This window comes from Pseudomonas sp. C8002, from assembly GCF_013385765.1.
Classification (GTDB): domain Bacteria; phylum Pseudomonadota; class Gammaproteobacteria; order Pseudomonadales; family Pseudomonadaceae; genus Aquipseudomonas.
The window spans coordinates 17,737-37,209 of record NZ_JACAPJ010000039.1 but is presented as its reverse complement, the minus strand read 5'-3'; the positions used below and the strand labels follow the sequence as shown (position 1 = coordinate 37,209).

The window sequence follows — 19,473 nt, the reverse complement described above, 5'->3', positions numbered from 1 at the left end:
TCTACCCCTTGGGATGCATCAGGCGTGGGTTGGTGGCGATGGACAGCACATCGGCGCCGGTATTGAGCAGGATGTAGGTGGCGGCAAAGATCAGGCTGCACGCCTGCACCACCGGGATATCGCGCTTGGACACCGAGTCCACCAGCAACTGGCCGAGGCCCGGGTAGACAAACACTACTTCCACCACCACTACGCCCACCACCAGGTACGCGAGGTTGAGCGCGATCACGTTGACGATCGGCGCCAGGGCATTGGGCAGTGCGTGGCGCCAGATAATCCGCGACTGGCTGATGCCCTTGAGCCGGGCCATTTCGATATACGGGCTGGCCAGCAGGTTGATCAGCGAGGCGCGGGTCATGCGCATCATCTGCGCGATCACCACCAGGCTCAGGGTGGCCACCGGCAACACCGAACGTTCGAGAATGGTGGCGAATGAGGCATCCGGCGCCAGGTTGGACAGGCTGGGAAACCAGCCCAGCTTGACCGAAAACACCAGGATCAGCAGGTAGGCGACGAAGAACTCCGGGAACGACACCGCACTCAGGGCCGAGGTGTTGAGCAGGCGGTCGAACCAGCTGTTGCGGTACAGCGCGGCGAGCATCCCCAGCACCAGCGCCAGGGGCACCGAGACCAACGCCGCCAGTGCCGCCAGGCGCAAGGTGTTGCCCAGGCGAGCGCCGATCAGTTCGGCGATGGGCCGCTGGTTGGCCAGGGAAGCGCCGAGGTCGCCGTGCAGGAGGCGCAGCAGCCATTGCACGAACCGGCTCAGGGGCGGCAGGTCCAGGCCCAGTTGGGCGCGAAAGGCGGCGATGGTTTCCGGCGTGGCGGACTGGCCGAGCATGGCCTGGGCGATATCACCGGGGAGCATGCCGACCGCCAGGAAGATGATCACCGAGACGGCGAACAACGACAGCAGGCCAAGGGCGAGGCGTTGGAGTACCAGTTTGAATAGGCTATTCATGTTCGGTTCTCATGAGTGGGGCATGTTCTCGAAGGCGACACAGGACCAATGTGGGAGCGGGCTTGCTCGCGAAAGCGGTGTGTCAGCCAATACAGATAGAGACTGACCCACCGCATTCGCGAGCAAGCCCGCTCCCACATTTGATTGGTGGCGTTTCTGAAATCTTCACGCCTGCCACCACCGCTCGATCAGCCGCAACCCATCCAGTTCCCCATACGGCGCCGTCAGCGGTCCATGGCTGACGCGGTTCGAGCGGGCCGCCACGGAGCTGGCGAACAACGGCACAATCGCCCCGCCATCGTCCCGGCACAGGCTCTGCATTTCGTTGTACATCTCCTGGCGCAGCGGCGCGTTCATCTCGCCCCGCGCTGTGTTGAGCAACTGGTTGAAGCGGTCGTTATCCCAATGAGTTTCGTTCCACGCGGCGCCCTTGGCGTAGCCGATGCTGAACATGCGGTCGGCAGTCAGGCTGCTGTACCAGAACGAGGTGGTGAACGGCTGCTTCATCCAGATATTGGAGAAATAGCCATCCGCCGGCTCGCGCACCACGTCGATATCAATCCCGGCCTGGCGTGCCTGCTCCTTGAACAGCACCGAAGCATCCACCGCGCCGGTATAGGCGGCATCGGAAGCTTGCAGGCGCACCTTCAGCGCCTCCACACCGGCCTTGCGCAGGTAGAATCGCGACTTGTCCGGGTCGTAGGTGCGCTGCTCCAGGGCGGCGTTGATGAAGCGGCTGCCGGGCTGGATCGGATGGTCGTTGCCCACCAGGCCATAGCCATGCAGCACCGAGGCCAGCAGGGTTTCGCGGTTGATCGCATGCTTCATCGCCATGCGGATGTCGTTGTTCTTGAACTCGTTGCTGTCGCACAACATCGGGAAGGTGTAGTGCTGGGCGCCCTTGGTTTCTTCGATGACCAGCGTGGGATTGCGCTTGAGCAAGGCCACAGTTTTCAGGTCGACCTTGTTGATCACGTCGACTTGCCCGGTGACCAGCGCATTGACCCGCGCTGCGCCGTCGGCAATCGCCAACAGCTCGGCGCTGGCGAAGTGTGCCCTGCCCGGCTTCCAGTAATCAGGGTTGCGCTCCAGGTCCATGCGTACGCCCGGCTCGAAGCTTTTCAGGCGATAACCGCTGGTACCGATCCCGGCCTGCCAGTCGGCGGCGCCGTCCTTGGCGGGCATGATCACCAGGTGGTAATCGGCGACCACATAGGCGAAATCGGCATTGCCCGAGTGCAGTTCGAACACCACTGCATCGCTGCCCTTGGCGCTGACACTGGCCACATCGCCGATCACCGTCTTGGCCGCCGAGGTGGAGTTGGCTGCCAGGTGATGGTTGATCGAGGCCACCACGTCGTCAGCGGTCAGGCTTTTGCCGTTATGGAAGGTCACGCCCTGGCGCAGCTTGAAGGTCCAGATGCGCGCGTCGGGCGTCGACTCGAAGCTTTCGGCCAATTCGGGGATAGCGCTGCCGTCCACCGCGATTTCCGTGAGGGTGTTGTACACCGCCGAAAAGCCGACGAAGGTGAAGGTGTCGACCCAGGATCCCGGGTCGCGGGAGTCGGTGGTGCTGCCGCCGGCCAGGCCCATGCGCAGCACGCCGCCCGGCTTGGGCGTGGCCTCCTCGGCAAAGGCCTGCAGCGGCAGGCCCATGGAAAACGCGGCGGCCACGGCACCGGCTACGGCGCTGTGCTTGAGGAAGTCCCGCCGGTGCATCGCTTGAGTCATTTTGTTGTTGTTTTCGCTCATGGTGTTGCTCCTCTAAAGGTTCACACAGGCATGCTTCAACTCGATCAAGGTCACGCCGTTGCGCTTGAAACCGTTACGCAAATCCGTCTGCAGCTCATCCAGGTTCTGTGGCTCGCTGACCGTGCAGCCGAATGCCCGCGCCAGGGCGGCAAAGTCCGGGTTGCGCGGCAGTACGCCGATGGGTTCGATGTCCAGGTTCAGCATGTCGTCGCGAATCTGCCCCAGGGCGTCGTTGTTCCAGAGCAACACCACCAGCGGGCTGTCCAGTTCTTCCACGGCCGTGGCCAGTTCCTGGGCGGTGTAGAGAAAGCCCCCGTCGCCCACCAGCACCAGGCCGGGCCGTTGCGGTGCGCCGAACTTGGCGCCGATACCGGCCGGCAGGCCATAGCCCAGGGTGCCGTAGCCGGTGGGATGCAGCCAACTGCGGGTGGCGTTGCTGGGAAAGGCGTAGTTGCCGGTGTAAGCCAGTTGGGTCATGTCGCTGCTGATGAAGGCATTGGCGGGCAACTCGGCGGCCACGCGGTCGAGAATCGCCTGGTGAATGCGTTGCAACGGACCATGGCCGCTGCTGACTGCCTGGCGTAACGTCGCGACCGCAGCGGTGGCGGCATCCGCGTTGCGCGGCGTGGCTGGCAAGCGTTCCAGCAAAGCCAGCGTCGTTTGCTGGGCATCACCGTGCAACGCGACGGCGCAAGGATAGAAATCGTTGAACTTGCGCGGGTCGATATCCACCCGCAGCAGCTCGCCATTAATCGGCAGGCGTTCACGCCAGAAGTCGGTATCGGCCATTTCGGTGCCGATGGCCAACACCACATCCGCCTCGGCGATGAGCTGCCAGCCGGGCTCGACACACAGGGTCGAACCGGCATTCAGCGGATGCTCCACCGGCAACAATCCCTTGCCGGCGACACTGCTGAAAAACGGCGCCGCCAACTGCGTACTCAAGCGCTGCAAGGCATCGGCCGCCAACAGTGCACCACCACCGGCAATGATCATCGGGCGCTTGGCCGCGGCCAGTTTTGCCACTGCCTGATCAAGGCTTTCAGCCGATGGCAAACCGCGTCCGGGACGGCGCACCACCTCATTGCTCCAGTCCCGTTTGATCGGCGCCGACAGTACATCCAGCGGCACCGAAATATGCACCGGGCGCGGTCGCTCACTGTCGAACACCGCGTAGGCCCGCGCGATCAACTCCGGCAAATCCTCGGCGCTCAACGCCACCGCTGAAAACGCAGTGATGGGCGCGGTCATCGCCCGCTGGTCCTGGGTTTCATGCAGGCAGCCCCAGCCTTTGCCGAGGCTGGCGGTGTGGTTGACGCTGGAAATCACCAGCAGCGGAATCGAGTCGGCATACGCCTGGCCGATCGCCGTCGCGGCGTTGGTCACCCCCGGCCCGGTGATGATGAAACACACCCCCGGCTTGCCGCTGACCCGCGCATAACCGTCGGCCATAAAGCCGGCGCCCTGCTCGTGGCGGGTCAGCACATGCCGAATACCGCTGCCCGGCAAGCCGCGATACAGCTCCAGCGTGTGCACGCCGGGAATCCCGAACACCGTGTCGACACCATAGTTGGCCAGCAATCGCACCAGGGCCTGGCCGCCCGTCAAGGTTTTGCTTTGCATTGTCATCTCCTTCACGCCTGGGCGAGACGGATCAATGCATCGACCGCCGTGGCGCCCCGGGCATTGACCAGCAATGGGTTTACATCGAGTTCCAGCAATTGCCCGGCGTTGGCGCAGGCGTAGTCGGCCACCGCACGAATCGCCGCCACCAGGGCTTCCATGTCGGCCACTTCGCGTCCGCGAAAGCCTTGCAGCAATGCGGCGCTGCGCAGGCTGAGCAAGGCGTTGCGGATTGCGTCGTCGGTGGTCGGCAACAGCAGGCTGCGGCTGTCCTTGAGCAACTCCACAAGGATTCCACCGGCGCCGATCACCAGCGCCAGGCCGAAGTCGTTTTCGCGCTTGATGCCGACAATCAGCTCGGCCAGCGGCGACGTAGCCATGGACTCCAGCAGCAGATGATCGAACGGCACATCCGGCGCATAAGCGGCGATTTGCTCGCGCATATGAGCCAGGGCAGCAGTCAAGGCGAAGCCGTCCTGCAGGTTGAGCGCCACGGCGCCAGCTTCGGTTTTATGCGGCAAGTCGGCACTGACGGCCTTGAGTACCAGCGGGTAACCCAGCACTTTGGCATCGGCTATGGCCCGCTCGGGAGTGCTCAAGACACCGGCTGGCGTGGTCAGGCCGAAAGCCCGTAAAGCCTGCTTGGAATCCCACTCATCAAGCGACTGTCCGTGTTGTTCAAGCGCTTGCGGGCACAGCGGCACCAGTATCGACTCACCCCGCGCCAACAACGCCCGGCGATTGTCTTGATAGTCGGCAATCCGGCCCCAGGCCGCCAGCGCATCTTCCACGCCTTGCAACGCGGCAACGCCCTGGGCATGCAGACGCTCGCGAGCGTGGGCCGGGAGCAATTCAGGAAATGCAGAGGTGACAAAGCCAGTCTTGCCGTGGCGAGCCAGTGCGCTGCAAAACAGCTCCAGCAGCAGGTCGCACTCCTTGCGCTCACCGGTAAATTCCGCCGGGTAGTCGAGCACCAGCATTGCCGCATCCGCCTCGGTGCGCAGTGCCGTGTCGAGCATCGTATTAAGCGCGTCGCTGTTGCCCCAGATGGCCGTGGTGAAATCCAGCGGGTTGACCAGATTGGCGTAGCTGGGCAGCACCTGCGCCAACTCTTCACGCTGGCCTTCGTCGAGCTTCGGCAGGCTCAAATCGTTGCGCTCGGCGTAGTCGGCAATCAACCCGGCATCACCACCGGAACAGGCCAGGGCGATCAGGCTGTTGCCCGCCGGCAGATTACCGCAGGCCGCCGCTTTCAGGGTCTCGACAAAACTCACCGGCCCGCTGACCCGGATCACACCCAGGCGCGCGAACAGACTGTCGTACAGCGCATCGGAACCCGACAACGAACTGGTATGACTCAAAGCCAACTCGGCGCCGATCTGTGACACCCCGGTTTTCAGGGCGATGATCGGAATGCCTTTTTCCAGGGCCTTGTGGGCCGCACTGGCGAACCCCGGCACATTCTTCAAGCCTTCCAGGTGCAAGCCAATCGCTGTAACGCGCGGCTCGTCGAGCAGCACGTCCATCAACTCGGCAACCCCCAGCTGCGCCTGGTTGCCCACCGATGCCATATAGGCCACCGGCAGCGAACGGTCGCTCATGGACAGGTTGTAGGCAAAGTTGCCGCTCTGGGTCAGCACCGCAACGCCCTTCTCGACCGGCTTGCCGCCATGGGCCACCGGCCACAACGCCGAGCTGTGCAGGTAATCCAGCAGGCCATAGCAATTGGGGCCCAACAGCGCCATCTCGCCAGCGGCCTTGAGCAGTTGTTGCTGCAAGGCCTGGCCCTCGGCGCCGGTTTCGGCAAATCCGGAGGCGTAGCAGATGGCGCCACCGGTGCCGATGGCCGCCAGTTCGGCAACGCAGGTCAGGGTCAGCTCGCGGTTGGTGGCAATAAACACCGCGTCCGGGCCGCACGGCAAATCGGCCACGCGGCGTACGCAGGGAATGCCATCGAGGCTGTCATGCTGCGGATTGACCAGCCACATCTGGCCGGCAAAACCACCTTCTGCGCAGCGCTTGAGGGCACGGGCCATGCTACGCCCACCGACGAATGCCAGGTGACGGGGCGCCAGCAGGCGCTTGAGATTGTCGCGAATAGCCTGGGACATAAGCGTTCTCCGACCCGATCAGCGCAACAGTGGCCGCAACAGTTCGCGGGCAATAATGTGGCGCTGGATTTCCGAAGTGCCTTCCCAGATCCGCTCGATCCGCGCGTTGCGCCAGATGCGCTCCACCGGGCCTTCGTCCATCAAACCCATGCCGCCATAGATCTGCACTGCTTCATCGGCAACCTTGCCCAGTACTTCGCTGGCAAACAACTTGGCCATGCCGGCCTCGCCGTCGGTCATGGTGCCTTGGTCCATTTTCCAGGCGGTGTTCAGGGTCAGCAGTTCGGCCGCACGGATTTGCGTGGCCATGTCGGCGAGCTTGAACGAGATGCCTTGATAGGTGCCGATGGGCTGGCCGAACTGCTTGCGGTCGGCCGCCCATTGCAGGGAAACGTCCAGCGCACGCTGGGCCTGGCCGACGCAGTTGGCAGCCACCATCACCCGGCCTGCGGTCAGCCAGGCATTGGCGACTTCCCAACCTTTGCCGACTTCGCCGAGGACTTTGGAGGCTGGTACGCGGCAGTCGTCGAAGAACATTTCATAAGTGTGGTAGCCGCGGTTGCTGACGCACTTGGGGCCCCGGCGAATGGTCATGCCCGGCGTGCCACGGTCCACCAGGAACGAGGTCACGGCATTGCGTTGGCGACCGTTGTGTTCGTAGGTGTCGGTAACGGCAAACACGATGGCGAAATCCGCGTGGCCGGCGTGGCTGATGAAGTGCTTGCTGCCATTGAGCACAAAGTCATCACCGCTGCGCACGGCGCGGGTCTTGATCGCATTGGCGTCGGAACCGGCACCCGGTTCGGTCAGGGCAAAGCAGTCGATCTTCTTGCCCTGCACGCACGGCAACAGGTACTCGCCAATCTGCGCGCCGGTGCAGGCCATGAGGATTTTCGACGGCCGGGCGACAAACACATGCAGCGCCCAGGAGACTTTCGACAACTCGCGCTCAATCAACGCCTGTGACAGGTAATCCAGGCCGCCACCGCCGACGTCTTCCGGCATGTTGAAGGCATAGAAACCGGCAGCGATGGCCTTGTCACGAATCTGCGCGGCAAGCTCCGGCGAAACTTCATCGGCGCGGTCCACCGCCTCCTCGTGGGGCAACAACTCCTTGGCAACAAAACTGCGTACCGCGTCCACCAACATGTCTTGTTCTTGGCTGGGCTGGAAATTCATGGCGCTACCTGTCGATCGTTCGAGGGTGTTTTGAAGGGGAATCAGTTGCCGGAGAAGTTCGGTGGGCGCTTTTCCATCGAGGCGCGCAGGGCTTCAGCACCGTCGGCGCTGCGTCCACACAGCAGGCCGGCGGCGAGTTCCGCCTGGAGCTGCTCGGGCAGGCTGCGCCCGGCGCCTTCGCGGATGAGGGTTTTGGTCTGGGCAAACGCAAAGGTCGGGCCGTTGGCCAGGCGCGTGGCCAGCTCGGCGACGTGGGTATGCAGTTGCTCGTCGGCAACGACTTCGCCCACCAGCCCGGCGGCCAGGGCGCGGTCGGCGCTCCACAATTCATCGAGGAACAGCAGGCGCTTGGCTTGCTCGCTGCCGATCAGGCGCGGCAGATGCCAGCTGGCGCCGGCGTCCGGCGAGTAGGCCATGCTGGTGTAGCCGGCCTTGAAGCGTGCCGATTGCGCGGCGACGCGCAGGTCGCAGCACAGGGTGAGGTCCATGCCGGCACCGACCGCCGTGCCGTTGATGGCGGCGAGGGTAGGTTTGTCGAGGGTGTGCAGGCGGGTCATCAGGGCGTGGGCGGTTTCGGTCCAGCCGTAGGTTTCGAGGGCGCCACGGGCTTCGGCATCGGCCCATTCGGCAAGGTCGGCACCGGCGCAGAAGCTGCGACCGCTGCCGGTCAGTACCACCACGCGCACAGCCGGGTCGCGGTTGAAACCGTCCAGCAAGGCATGCAGGTGCTTGAGGGTCGGGATGTCCAGGGCGTTGCGCTGGGGGCCGCGATTGAGGGTGATCCAGGCAACACCTGCCTGCACCTGAGTGAGCACGGACGGATCTGTAGTCATGGAATCCTCGAATTATTTTAATTGGCTTGAGGGGTGCGACATGGGGCGATACTAAACGAGTGTTCAGTAAGGAGGCAATCGGGTAACTGCAAATATTTTTCGAGGGGAAAATGCCGGCCCGGACATTGCGTCCAGGCGGCGCGGAATCGTCAGTTCAGGGTTTGATCTGGAAGCGCTTGCGCCCGCCCGACTGCAAGCCATCGACCCAGGCTTCGCAGATCTGGATGCCCTGCTCCGGGGTGAAGGTGCCGGGATTGAGCCCCGATTCCAGCCACAAGCCGTCGAGCAAGGCGCTCAAGGCGATGGCCGCCAAATCGGCATCGAACTGCTTCCAGCCCTCCTCCCCGGCCATGTCCACCAAGGCCGAACGCATGATGGTGCGGTACTCGCCATAGGAGTGTTCGTGGGCCTGGTTGATCGCCGGGGCCGTCTTGACCGCCCCCCAGAACACCAGCCAGGCATCCAGCAGTTGCGGGTCGAGCAATTCGGGGGAGAACGAGCCGCGGAAGAACGCCGACAGCCGCTCCCGCGGACTGGGCGGCGCCTTGGCCATCGCATCCCGCAGCAAGTCCATGACCTGCCGGGTGATTGACCGATAGGCCTCGGCCACCAGCTCATCCTTGCCCGAGTAGTGATGACTGATCAGCCCCACCGACACCCCGGCCTCGGCGCTGATCTTGCGGATCGACGCGCCCTGGAAGCCGTCGCGCTTGAGGCAGGCCAACGTCGCCTGCACCAGATTGGCCTTGCGCAACTCCGGTTCCATGCGGGAGAAACGGGATTCCTGGGTCATGAGGCGGTGTCCTTGGGTTGAGTCGGCTGGACGACTCTACCTCACTCCCGGAACCCCGGCGACACCCGATCCAGTAACCGCAGCAATGCCGCCCATGCCAGTTGCATGGCGTCCGGGTCTGCCAGTTCGCCCTCTTCCAGTGGTCGGCCTGGCTCATTGAACTGCCGCTCGGTGTATTCACACACGTGCGCAGGCGGCAGGATCAGCTTGCCGCACGCCTGGGCGGCGATCTGGATATCGCAGGCCTTCTCCAGGTAATACATGCGCAGGAACGCCTGGCTGACCGTCTCCCCTACCGTCAACAAACCATGGTTGCGCAGTATCAACACCGGCTTGTCGCCGAGGTCGCGCACCAGTCGCTGTTGCTCGTCCATGTCCAGCGCCACGCCTTCGTAGTCGTGGTAGGCGACCTTGCCGTAGAACTCCATGGAAATCTGGTTCACCGGCAACAGCCCGCATTCCAGTGCCGCCACCGCACAGCCGGCGCGGGTGTGGGTGTGCAGCACGCACTGCGCATCTTCGCGGGCGCCGTGAATCGCGCTGTGAATCACAAACCCCGCCGGGTTGACGCCATGGGCCGAAGCCTCGACCGCACGTCCGTCCAGGCCGATCTTCACCAGGCTGGAGGCGGTGATCTCCTCGAACATCAGCCCATAGGGGTTGATCAAAAAGTGATGCTCGGGCCCCGGGATACGCACCGAGATATGGGTGAAAATCAAATCGCTCATGCGAAAGTGCGCGATCAGCCGGTAGCAGGCGGCAAGCTCTTCGCGCAGCTGTTGTTCGGTGGCCCCAGGCATTTTTATTCTCCAGGCGGGTGGGTGATGTGGTTGACGCTAATCCAGTCGCCAGTAAAAAAACAAGTTGATTTTTTACTGAGGCTGACCTCCTATAGAAAAATAATAACAACAGCGCCTGGAGTATCCGCACCATGTCGCCCCATGCCTTTCCGCATCTTTTTGAACCGCTGGTACTGCGCGGCAAACGCCTGAAAAATCGCATCATGTCCAGCGGGCACGACACCTCGATGCCCACCGACAACCAGGTCAACGAGCAGTTGATCGCCTACCACCGGGCACGCGCCGAAGGCGGCGTGGGGTTGATTGTGTTGCAGGTGGCCGGGGTGCACGACAGCGCCCGCTACACCTCCCATGTGCTGATGGCCACCGATGACAGCTGCATCGACGGCTATCGCCGACTGGCCGAAACCTGCCACGCCCACGGCACCGTGGTGCTGTCGCAGATTTTCCATCCGGGGCGGGAAATCATGGAGTCGGCCGACGGTTTGCTGGCGGTGGCTTACTCGGCTTCCGGGGTGCCCAACGAACGCTTCCGGGTGATGCCGCGCGCCCTTGACCAGACAATGATCGACGAGATCGTCGCCGGCTACGGCGCTGCGGCAAGGCGCCTGTATCAGGCCGGGATTGACGGTGTGGAAGTGGTCGCCAGCCATGGTTACCTGCCCGCGCAATTTCTCAACCCGCGGGTGAATCGCCGCACCGACGGCTACAACGGCGAGCTGGAACAACGCCTGCGTTTCCTGCGGGAAATCATCGCCACGGTGCGTGCCGAAACCGACGAGCACTTCATCATCGGGCTGCGCATTTCTGCCGATGAACGCGACCCCGAAGGCCTGACCGAAGAGGATTCCCTGGCCGCCGTGCAACAGCTGCAATCACACCTGGATTATGTGCACATCGTTGCCGGCACCTCGGCCTCCCTCGGCGGCGCGATCCATATCGTGCCGCCCATGGCCATTGCCCCGGCGTACCTGGCGACAGAAGCGGCGACGTTCAAGACGCACCTGTCGATTCCGCTGTTCGTTACCGGGCGCATCAACCAGCCCCAGGAGGCCGAATTGATGCTGCAACGCGGCCAGGCCGATGTGTGCGGCATGACCCGCGCGCTGATCTGCGACCCGCGCATGCCGGTCAAGACCTCAAGCGGCCATGCCGAGGATATACGCGCCTGCATCGCCTGCAATCAGGCGTGCATCGGCCACTTCCACAAAGGCCTGCCGATCTCCTGCATCCAGCATCCCGAGACCGGCCGCGAATTGCAGTTTGGCCAACTGCAACCGGCACTGCGACGCCAGCGGATCATGGTCGCCGGTGGCGGCCCGGCAGGGATGAAAGCGGCAGCGGTGGCGGCGCAGCGCGGACATGAGGTGACCTTGTATGAAGCCAGTGCCCAATTGGGCGGCCAGGTGCTTCTGGCGCAGTTACTGCCCCGACGCAGCGAGTTCGGCGGCGCCAGTACCAACCTGCAGCGCGAGATGGAACTGGCCGGGGTCCGCGTGGTGCGCAACACCCGCGTCGACCGCCCATTGGTGGAACGCGAACAACCTGACCGGGTGATCATCGCCACCGGCGCCGAGCCCTACTGGCCGGCCTTCGAACGCGGCGGCGAGCTACAGGTGGTGGATGCCTGGCAAGTACTGCGCGATGAGGTGCAACTGGGCCGTTCGGTGGTCGTCGTGGACTGGCGTTGCGACTGGATCGGCCCGGGCATTGCCGAGCGCCTCACCCGCGCCGGCCATCAGGTGCAACTGGCGGTGAACGGCACCCATTGCGGGGAAAACCTGCCGTTGTACGTGCGTGACCAACTGGCCGGCGAACTGCATCGGCTGGGCATTCCGATCATCCCTTACGCCCGTTTGTACGGCTGCGACGACACTACCGTCTACCTGCAACACACCGCCAGCGGCGAGCCGATGTTGCTGGAAAATATCGACACCCTGGTGTTGTGCCAGGGCCACCAGCCGGTGGACACTCTGGGCGCAGAACTGGAAGGCCTGGTGGCGTTCACGCAGATCGGCGATTGCCTGGCGCCGCGTACCGCCGAAGAGGCGATTTATGAAGGATTGAAAGTAGCGTGGGACATTTGAACGACCAACCGCCACAGCTGTTTCTCGGCACCCGCATCCGCGGCTTGCGCAAGGCCCGGGGCATGACGCTTACCGAATTGGCGCAGATGAGCGAATTGACGGCCGGCTATATCAGCCAACTGGAACGCAACCTCGCCTACCCGTCGATCCCGGCCTTGTTCAACATCGCCCGCAGCCTGGGGGTGACGATCCAGTGGTTTTTTGCCAGTGAGACCACGCCGGCAGCGGAGGATGAAGGTTTTGTGGTGCGCAGGAACAATCGCCAGAGCATTCACTATGAGGACGGGATCGTCGACCAGTTGCTGACGCCCCTGCCCAATCATCAATTGGAGATGCTGCACTCGCGCTTTCCACCGGGCACCTATAGCCAGCAGAGCTATAGCCATGAGGGTGAAGAGGCGGGTTATGTGTTGAGCGGAACGTTTGAGTTATGGGTGGGCGAGCGGCATTTTCAGCTGGTTGAAGGCGACAGTTTCAGCTTCCCCAGCAGTGAGCCCCATCGCTATGGCAACCCCGGAAAGGTGGATGCGGTGGTGATCTGGGTGATTACGCCGCCGACGTTTTAGACCGTTGGAGTGAATGGAGACGTTTCCTACGGGAACTGGCGACGCTGGCACGCCGGCCATCAATGGCGGGGGTCAAGGCCGCTTGCTATAAAAACGACTACATCTTTTCGAGGTCGTCGCCATGTTTGGATTGTATTCGTTGTTTGCCGGTAAGCCGACTCAGGATGACTTGGATACGGTAGAAGCCATCAAGTCAAAAAGAACCATGAGGATTGAGGGAGAATGGGGTATTTCAGTCTCCGCCGAAGAAGTCATGGAATCCGAGGCCTACAAAGCAGCAATTCGCCAAGTCCGCAAAATGGAGGCCAATGATTCATGGGCCTGCTGATCATTTTCCCGTTACTGGTCAGCGGTTATCTGGTGTGTATCAAGCATCCCTATTACTACTGCCGGCTGCATCGTTTTGAAGGGCAGTTACTCTATCTACAGGTTGCGCGACTGGGGCTGGTTTGCCTGGTCGTCGCTAGCCTGGCAAGTGCCTTGACTCTGGCATTTGCAGGTCGTGAGGTTGCAACAGACTACGGCAGCTATCTTGGCGCCCTGTTGGTAGAGCTCGATATTGCCAACAAAAAGAATGCCGCACTTTGGGTTTTTTGGCTGCAGACCGGTTTGACCACCCTGGTCATTCCTTCCCTCTGGGCGAGACTGTATGTCAACGCGAAGAAAAAACAGCTGAAGTTGAAATCCGATGAACAACTCAACTGCCGGCTCGCCTTGAACATCCTTGAAGGCACGCCTTTCAAATACCTGCTCAAAGAATCCATCCAGAAGTACACGCCTTGCATGTTCAGCTTGAACGATCGAAAGGTGTATGTCGGCATTTTCGTATTCGTGGGCATGCCCACCGAGTCAGAAGGAATGGACCACACCTTCACTCTTCTGCCCCTGCTCAGCGGCTACCGTGACAAGGACACACTGGAAGTCAACCTGGGCACGCGTTATTCAGACAACAGCCACCCTGCCCCCATCATGCTCATCCAGGAAAACGTAGTCTCCGTCACTCGCTTCGACTTCACCACCTGGAACACTTCACACGCTCGAACGAACCACCCACCTCGACAGGAGCCGTTCTTCAATCACCGCTCCATCCGTACGACAAAAGCCTCAAGCGCCTGCGCCTGAGGTTTTGAAATAATCCAGGGGCTGCGCCTCGGGGTTCAGTGCACACAAAAACGCAACACTGAACTGCACCGATTGTGATGGCCGCTTCACACCGGGGTTTATATAGTCGTCCCTACTGCAACCCGCCATGAGCCAGCCGGCCCATCACAAGGAAGCGTTCGATGACTGACCTGCATACCCTTACGGCCGCCGAACTGTTGGCGCAATTTGCCAGCCGGCAACTCGCGCCCATCGACTACTACGACCAACTCCTGGCCCACATCGACCGCTGGGAGCCGCAGATCAACGCGCTCTATGCCTTCGACCCGCAACAGGTGCGTCAGCAGGCCCAGGCCTCCACCGAACGCTGGAACAAGGGCCAACCCAACGGCGCCCTTGATGGCGTACCGGTGACTCTCAAGGAATTGATCGCCACCGAAGGCGTGCCCATTCCCCTCGGCAGCGCGGCCACCCGCCTGACCCCGGCCCTCAGGGACGCACCGCCCGCAGCCCGCATGCGTGAAGCGGGCGCGATAATCCTGGCCAAGACCACCAACCCGGACTTCGGCATGCTGTCTTCCGGCCTGTCGAGCTTCCACGGCATCACCCGCAACCCGTGGAACACCGCCAACAACACCGGAGGTTCCAGCTCCGGTGCCGCCGCAGCGGCCGCCGCCGGTTACGGCCCGCTGCACGTGGGCACCGACATCGGTGGCTCGGTGCGCCTGCCCGCCGCCTGGTGCGGCCTGGTGGGATTCAAGCCGACCCTGGGCCGCATCCCCATCGACCCGTACTACACCGGCCGCGCCGCCGGGCCCATGACCCGCACCGTCGACGACTGCGTGCTGTTGATGCAACACCTGGCCCGCCCCGATGCCCGCGATGCCACCAGCCTTCCGCCGCTCACCACCCAGTGGAGTAACCAGCCGCTGTCAGTCAGGGGCCTGCGCGTCGGCCTGATGCTTGAACCCGGCGCAGGCATGCAGCCTGAGGGCTTCGTGTGTGAAGCCGTGGAGCAAGCCGCGCGGCTGTTCGAAGCCCACGGCGCCAAGGTCACGCTGATCCCGCCAATCATGGACCGCGCACAACTCGATGGCCTCGACCATTTCTGGCGCGCCCGCCAGTGGGGCGATTTGTCGGCCCTGAGCAGCGAGCAGTTCGACAAGGTCTTGCCGTACATCCGCGACTGGGCCGCGCCGGGCGCCGAGATCAGCGGCGTACAAGCCGTAAAGGGTTTCAACCAGACCTTTGAAATGCGCCGCCGCGCCGCGCAGGTGTTCACCGAACTCGACCTGGTGCTGTCCCCCACTAACCAGGTCAATGCCTTCCCGGCCGAGTGGCCATCACCGAGCAACAACCCGCAACTGCCGTTCGAACACATCGTGTTCACGGTGCCGTGGAACATGGGCGAGCAACCGGCGTTGTCGATCAACTGCGGTTTCGCCGCCGATGGCATGCCCATCGGCCTGCAGATGATCGCCCCGCGTTTTGCCGATCAATGGCTGCTGCAAATCGCTAAAACCTACGAGAGCTGGCGTGGCGCAATCCACCACTGGCCGAATCCTTCCTGACTTTTGACGCTGTAAGAACTGCCCACCCACACGCCAGCTCCGGGCCCTCTTGGCCTGGAGCTCGGACGACCTATAACTAAAATTGAGGGGCTGGTATGCACACTGAGCAATTGACACGATCCGATCCTGATCACGCACCCGAAACACCGTCCCCGGACGCCGGCAAAAAGAGCATCTTCGCCGTGGTCCTGGGCAACGCCGTGGAGTTTTTCGACTTTGGTGTGTACGCAACCTTTGCGGTGATGATCGGCCACACGTTCTTCCCGTCCGACAGCGCCTTCGTCAGCCTGATGCTGTCGGTCACGGCGTTCGGTATCGGCTTTATCGTCCGGCCCCTGGGCGCAGTACTGATCGGCGCCTACGCCGACCGCGTCGGGCGCAAACCGGCGATGCTGTTGACCCTGGTAATGATGGCCGTGGGCACCGGCAGCATCGCGATATTGCCCGGTTACGAGACCATCGGTATCGCGGCGCCGATCCTGCTGGTACTCACCCGCATGATCCAGGGCCTGGCCTGGGGCGGTGAAGCCGGCCCCGCCACCACCTACATCCTCGAAGCGGCGCCACCCCACAAACGCGGGACCTACGCCTGCTGGCAAGTAGTCGCCCAGGGCGTCGCAGCCATGGTGGCCGGGCTGGTAGGGTTCACCCTGACCAAGGTCATGTCCCCGGAAGACCTCAACAGCTGGGGCTGGCGCGTGCCGTTCGTGTTCGGCCTGCTGGTGTTGCCGATCGGCATCTACATCCGCCGCAACCTCGCCGAAACCTTCCACGGCCACGGCGAGCAAACCAGCACCGGCGACCTGGTACGGGAAGTCTGCGGCAAGCACCGGCGCGCACTGGTGCTGGGGTTGCTGATCCTTTCCGGCAGCACCATCACCCAGTACTTCCTCAACTACATGACCACCTTCGCCCTCACCGAACTGAAGCTTCCCACCAGCATTTCGATGCTCTCGACCCTGGTGGCCGGCGCCGCGATGGCCGTGTGCGCGGTGGCTGGCGGCATGCTCTGCGACCGCTTCGGGCGCCGTACGATCCTGATGACACCGCGGGTGGTGTTGCTGTTGATTTTATTCCCGGCCCTGCAACTGATGACCGAGCACCCAAGCCCGGCGACCTTCCTGTTGACCCTGGCGGTACTCTCGGGCCTGCACGGCATGAGTGGCGCGGCGCTGATCGTGTTGCTGGTGGAAAGCTTCCCGAAATCCGTGCGCTCCACCGGTTTCTCCATCGTCTACGCCTTCGGTGTGGCAGCGTTCGGCGGCACCGCGCAGATCATCATCACCTGGTTGATCGGCACCACCGGCGACCCGATGTCGCCGGTCTGGTACCTGCTGATCGCCAACCTGGTGTGCCTCACCGCCGCCTGGTTCGCCAAGGAAACCCGTCCGCCGCTGCCCGGCAGCCCGGCCCGCGAAACCCGGCTCGCAGAAGCTTCGGTTCGCTGAATACCTTTTCCCACTGTCCCGCGTCTTTTCGCCACCGACCGGCAGCACCTGAGGGCCTGCCGGGACGGTCGCCTTACGTCTGATTTGTATGGGGATTTACCATGTATCCACGTCTTTTACTGGCCGTCACCCTGGCGTCCAGCACCCAGGCTTTCGCCCAGGAAAACGCCCAGGCCAGCGCACCGGGCTTTCTCGAAGGCAGCACCCTGGACCTGAACCTGCGCCACTACTATTCCAACCAGCACACCAAACGCACCACCCACTTGAGCATCAAGAAAGCCGGCGGCGTCGAGCCCACGCGTGTACGGGAAACCTGGGTGCAGACCAGCATGCTCAAGTACAGCTCCGGCTACACCCAGGGCCTGATTGGCGTGGGCGTGGATGCGGGGATCTTCAGCGCGGTCAACCTGGAGCGCGGGCACGGCAAGGTGGCCACTGGCGGCGACCGGGTGCTGGTGGACGGCGACGGCGATGCGATTCCCACCTGGAGCCGCCTGGGGGTGGGCGACGTGCGTTTTCGCCTGTCGAGCACCGAGATCAAGGCGGGTCGGCTGATGACCGACAATCCGATCCTGCGTTACAAGGACAACCGCGCCCTGCCCTCCAGCTTCCAGGGCGTGGGCTTGTTCAGCAACGAATTCGACTGGCTGTCGGTGCAGGGCGGCAGCTTCGAGCGGGCGATTCCACGCACCGGCACCGGCGCCGAAAAGCTCACCACCACCTTCGGCAACCGCGCCTACAGCGGCGCACGCATCAGCTACCTGGGAGCCACGGTAAAACCGGGTTACGGGCTGGAAGCCAGCGTCTACGCGTCGCGTTTCGAAGACATGTGGGACCAGACCTACGTCGGCCTGACCCACCGCATCGGTGACAAAAGCGACATCGCCTTGAAGACCGTCTTCAACTACTACCACACCAGCGACTCGGGCGACAAAAACCTCGGCTACATCGACAATAACGCCGCCAGCCTGGCCTTCACCGCCACGCACCTGGCCCACAGCCTGACCCTGGCCTGGCAGCAGGTATTCGGCAACGAATACTTCGACTACGTGTGGGAGTCCACCGGCAACTACATGGCCAACTCGCTGTACTCGGACTACAACGGCCCCAACGAAAAGTCCTGGCAGTTGCGCTACGACCTGGACTTCGCCGCCTACGGTGTGCCCGGCCTCACCGCCAGCCTGTGGCACGCCAAGGGTTGGGACATCGACGGCACCCATTACGATGGCGACCGCAACGGCCACAACACCGGCTACAACGTGCGCAGCCTGGATGGCGCCAAGCACAACGAAAACGGCTTGATGCTGGCCTATGTGATTCAGTCCGGAACACTCAAGAACACCGTACTGCGCACCATCGTCTACAACCATCGCGCCAGCGGCGGGCAGATTGACGGCAGCTACGATGAGTTCCGCCTCGTCGCCAATGTGCCGATCAACATCTTCTGAGGCTCAGGCTCAGTTCAGCGAACAACGCTGCATCGCCCCCGCCAGCATTTCCTGGCACTTGAGCACCGCCACCGAGCGGGGGCGGTTGCGGTACACGCAGAGGTCGATGCGGATGCGGCCGAGGTCTTCATCGGCGATCGGCACGGCGACCAGGCCGTCGCCCAGGTCCCGCACGTCTGCCTCGACCTGGGGCAAAATCAGCACCGCTGCCCGTTGCCGGGCCAGGCTCTTCTGCACTTCCAGGGAGCTGGTGGTGAACACCGGTTCGAGGGTGACGCCGCGTTTTTTTGCCGCCACTTCCAGGGCCTGGCGCACGCCGTAGGCCGAGTCGGGAATCGCCAGGGGCTGGCCTTGCAGTTCGCTCAATTCGATGCTGTCGCGCTGGGCGAAGGGGTGTTCGGCGCTGACCAGCACCCGGTGCCATAACTGGCAGTGGGCGGTGACTTCGACGTCGGCGCGCTCTTGCAGGTAGAACGCCAGGCCCAGGTCCGCCTCGCCGCTGCACAGGGCGTCGAGGGTGGCCGAGGCGCTGGCGATCACGATGTTGAAGGTGACCTTGGGGTGGGCGCGGTAGAAGGTGGCGAGCACCGGGGCGAGCACGGTGGAAACGATACTTTCTGACACATGGATGCTGATGTTACCGGCCACCTGGCTTTGGCGGCTGGCGATGACTTCGCGTACCTGGTCGAGGCCGCGCAGGGTTGAGGTGACTTGTTCGGCCAGGCACTCGCCCTCGGCGGTGAGGCGGATGCCGCGGGGGCCGCGCTCAATCAGGGCGGCGCCGAAGAAGTGTTCCAGGTGTTCGATCTGGCGGCTGACGGCGGTGGGGGTGACGTAAAGACGTTCGGCGGCCTTACGCAGGGAGGCGCAGCGGGCGACCTCGTGGAAATATCGCAAGGCGCGTAGTTGCATGGGGGGTGCTCCTTTTTTGGGGGGGTGGATTGGGGAGGACGCAATTACTGCGCCATGCGGGTGTACATATCCGTTTCTTCGGTCACGGCGTCCTGCCGGTTTACCCGCTCTGCACTACCCGCGTTCGCTCAGATCAAGATCAAAAGCAAATCTGCTTTTCTGTGGGAGCTGGCTTGCCTGCGATGCAGACAACTCGGTGCATCAGGTACACCCAGTTGATGCCATCGCAGGCAAGCCAGCTCCCACATTTGACCGTGCCCGCTTCAGCTTTTGATTTTGCTTCTAAAC

Annotated in this window: 16 protein-coding genes; 7 read left to right on the top strand and 9 right to left on the bottom strand. The window is 62.9% G+C overall.

The window, feature by feature from the left end; translation table 11 throughout:
• Position 1: 1 nt before the first annotated feature.
• From HX814_RS29250 to HX814_RS29215, 8 genes are all read right to left on the bottom strand, one after another.
• Positions 2-961 (bottom strand): ABC transporter permease, encoded by a 960-nt coding sequence (locus tag HX814_RS29250; RefSeq protein WP_008436056.1) that lies wholly within the window; start codon positions 959-961, stop codon positions 2-4.
• A 165-nt stretch (positions 962-1,126) separates the two neighbouring features.
• Positions 1,127-2,713: an ABC transporter substrate-binding protein gene (locus HX814_RS29245; protein WP_177009363.1), complete on the bottom strand. Its 1,587-nt coding sequence runs from the start codon at positions 2,711-2,713 to the stop codon at positions 1,127-1,129.
• A gap of 12 nt (positions 2,714-2,725) precedes the next feature.
• Complete coding sequence (locus HX814_RS29240) at positions 2,726-4,336, bottom strand: 5-guanidino-2-oxopentanoate decarboxylase (protein ID WP_008436054.1); 1,611 nt, start codon at positions 4,334-4,336, stop codon at positions 2,726-2,728.
• Between the two features lie 11 nt (positions 4,337-4,347).
• Positions 4,348-6,447, bottom strand: coding sequence for an acetate--CoA ligase family protein (locus HX814_RS29235; RefSeq protein ID WP_177009364.1), 2,100 nt, complete (start codon positions 6,445-6,447; stop codon positions 4,348-4,350).
• 18 nt (positions 6,448-6,465) lie between these two features.
• Positions 6,466-7,626, bottom strand: a complete 1,161-nt coding sequence (locus HX814_RS29230) for an acyl-CoA dehydrogenase family protein (protein ID WP_008436052.1) — start codon at positions 7,624-7,626, stop codon at positions 6,466-6,468.
• 41 nt (positions 7,627-7,667) lie between these two features.
• On the bottom strand, positions 7,668-8,459 hold the full coding sequence (locus HX814_RS29225; protein ID WP_023658721.1) for an enoyl-CoA hydratase/isomerase family protein: 792 nt from the start codon (positions 8,457-8,459) through the stop codon (positions 7,668-7,670).
• 154 nt (positions 8,460-8,613) lie between these two features.
• The gene (locus HX814_RS29220) at positions 8,614-9,252 is read right to left on the bottom strand and encodes a TetR family transcriptional regulator C-terminal domain-containing protein (RefSeq protein WP_003208961.1); all 639 of its coding nucleotides are present in this window, start codon (positions 9,250-9,252) and stop codon (positions 8,614-8,616) included.
• Between the two features lie 41 nt (positions 9,253-9,293).
• Positions 9,294-10,052, bottom strand: coding sequence for a class II aldolase/adducin family protein (locus tag HX814_RS29215; protein ID WP_177009365.1), 759 nt, complete (start codon positions 10,050-10,052; stop codon positions 9,294-9,296).
• Between the two features lie 131 nt (positions 10,053-10,183).
• Between HX814_RS29215 and HX814_RS29210 the strand changes: the two genes are divergently transcribed.
• The 7 genes from HX814_RS29210 to HX814_RS29180 all read left to right on the top strand — a co-directional run bounded on the left by HX814_RS29210 (position 10,184) and on the right by HX814_RS29180 (position 18,273).
• The gene (locus HX814_RS29210) at positions 10,184-12,139 is read left to right on the top strand and encodes an FAD-dependent oxidoreductase (RefSeq protein ID WP_177009366.1); all 1,956 of its coding nucleotides are present in this window, start codon (positions 10,184-10,186) and stop codon (positions 12,137-12,139) included.
• Positions 12,127-12,705: a helix-turn-helix domain-containing protein gene (locus HX814_RS29205; protein WP_238544244.1), complete on the top strand. Its 579-nt coding sequence runs from the start codon at positions 12,127-12,129 to the stop codon at positions 12,703-12,705. Before HX814_RS29210 ends, HX814_RS29205 begins: the two co-directional genes overlap by 13 nt.
• A gap of 121 nt (positions 12,706-12,826) precedes the next feature.
• Positions 12,827-13,033 (top strand): hypothetical protein, encoded by a 207-nt coding sequence (locus tag HX814_RS29200; protein WP_177009367.1) that lies wholly within the window; start codon positions 12,827-12,829, stop codon positions 13,031-13,033.
• On the top strand, positions 13,021-13,827 hold the full coding sequence (locus HX814_RS29195; protein WP_177009368.1) for a hypothetical protein: 807 nt from the start codon (positions 13,021-13,023) through the stop codon (positions 13,825-13,827). Before HX814_RS29200 ends, HX814_RS29195 begins: the two co-directional genes overlap by 13 nt.
• A 161-nt stretch (positions 13,828-13,988) precedes the next feature.
• Positions 13,989-15,377, top strand: coding sequence for an amidase (locus HX814_RS29190; RefSeq protein ID WP_008436038.1), 1,389 nt, complete (start codon positions 13,989-13,991; stop codon positions 15,375-15,377).
• Positions 15,378-15,472: 95 nt separating this feature from the next.
• Entirely contained in the window at positions 15,473-16,825 is a 1,353-nt protein-coding gene (locus tag HX814_RS29185; RefSeq protein ID WP_003208972.1) for a citrate-proton symporter, read from the top strand.
• Between the two features lie 101 nt (positions 16,826-16,926).
• Positions 16,927-18,273, top strand: coding sequence for an OprD family outer membrane porin (locus HX814_RS29180; RefSeq protein WP_177009369.1), 1,347 nt, complete (start codon positions 16,927-16,929; stop codon positions 18,271-18,273).
• Between the two features lie 9 nt (positions 18,274-18,282).
• Here HX814_RS29180 and HX814_RS29175 read toward each other — a convergent pair whose 3' ends face one another.
• On the bottom strand, positions 18,283-19,185 hold the full coding sequence (locus HX814_RS29175) for a LysR family transcriptional regulator (protein WP_003208975.1): 903 nt from the start codon (positions 19,183-19,185) through the stop codon (positions 18,283-18,285).
• Positions 19,186-19,473 lie beyond the last annotated feature (288 nt).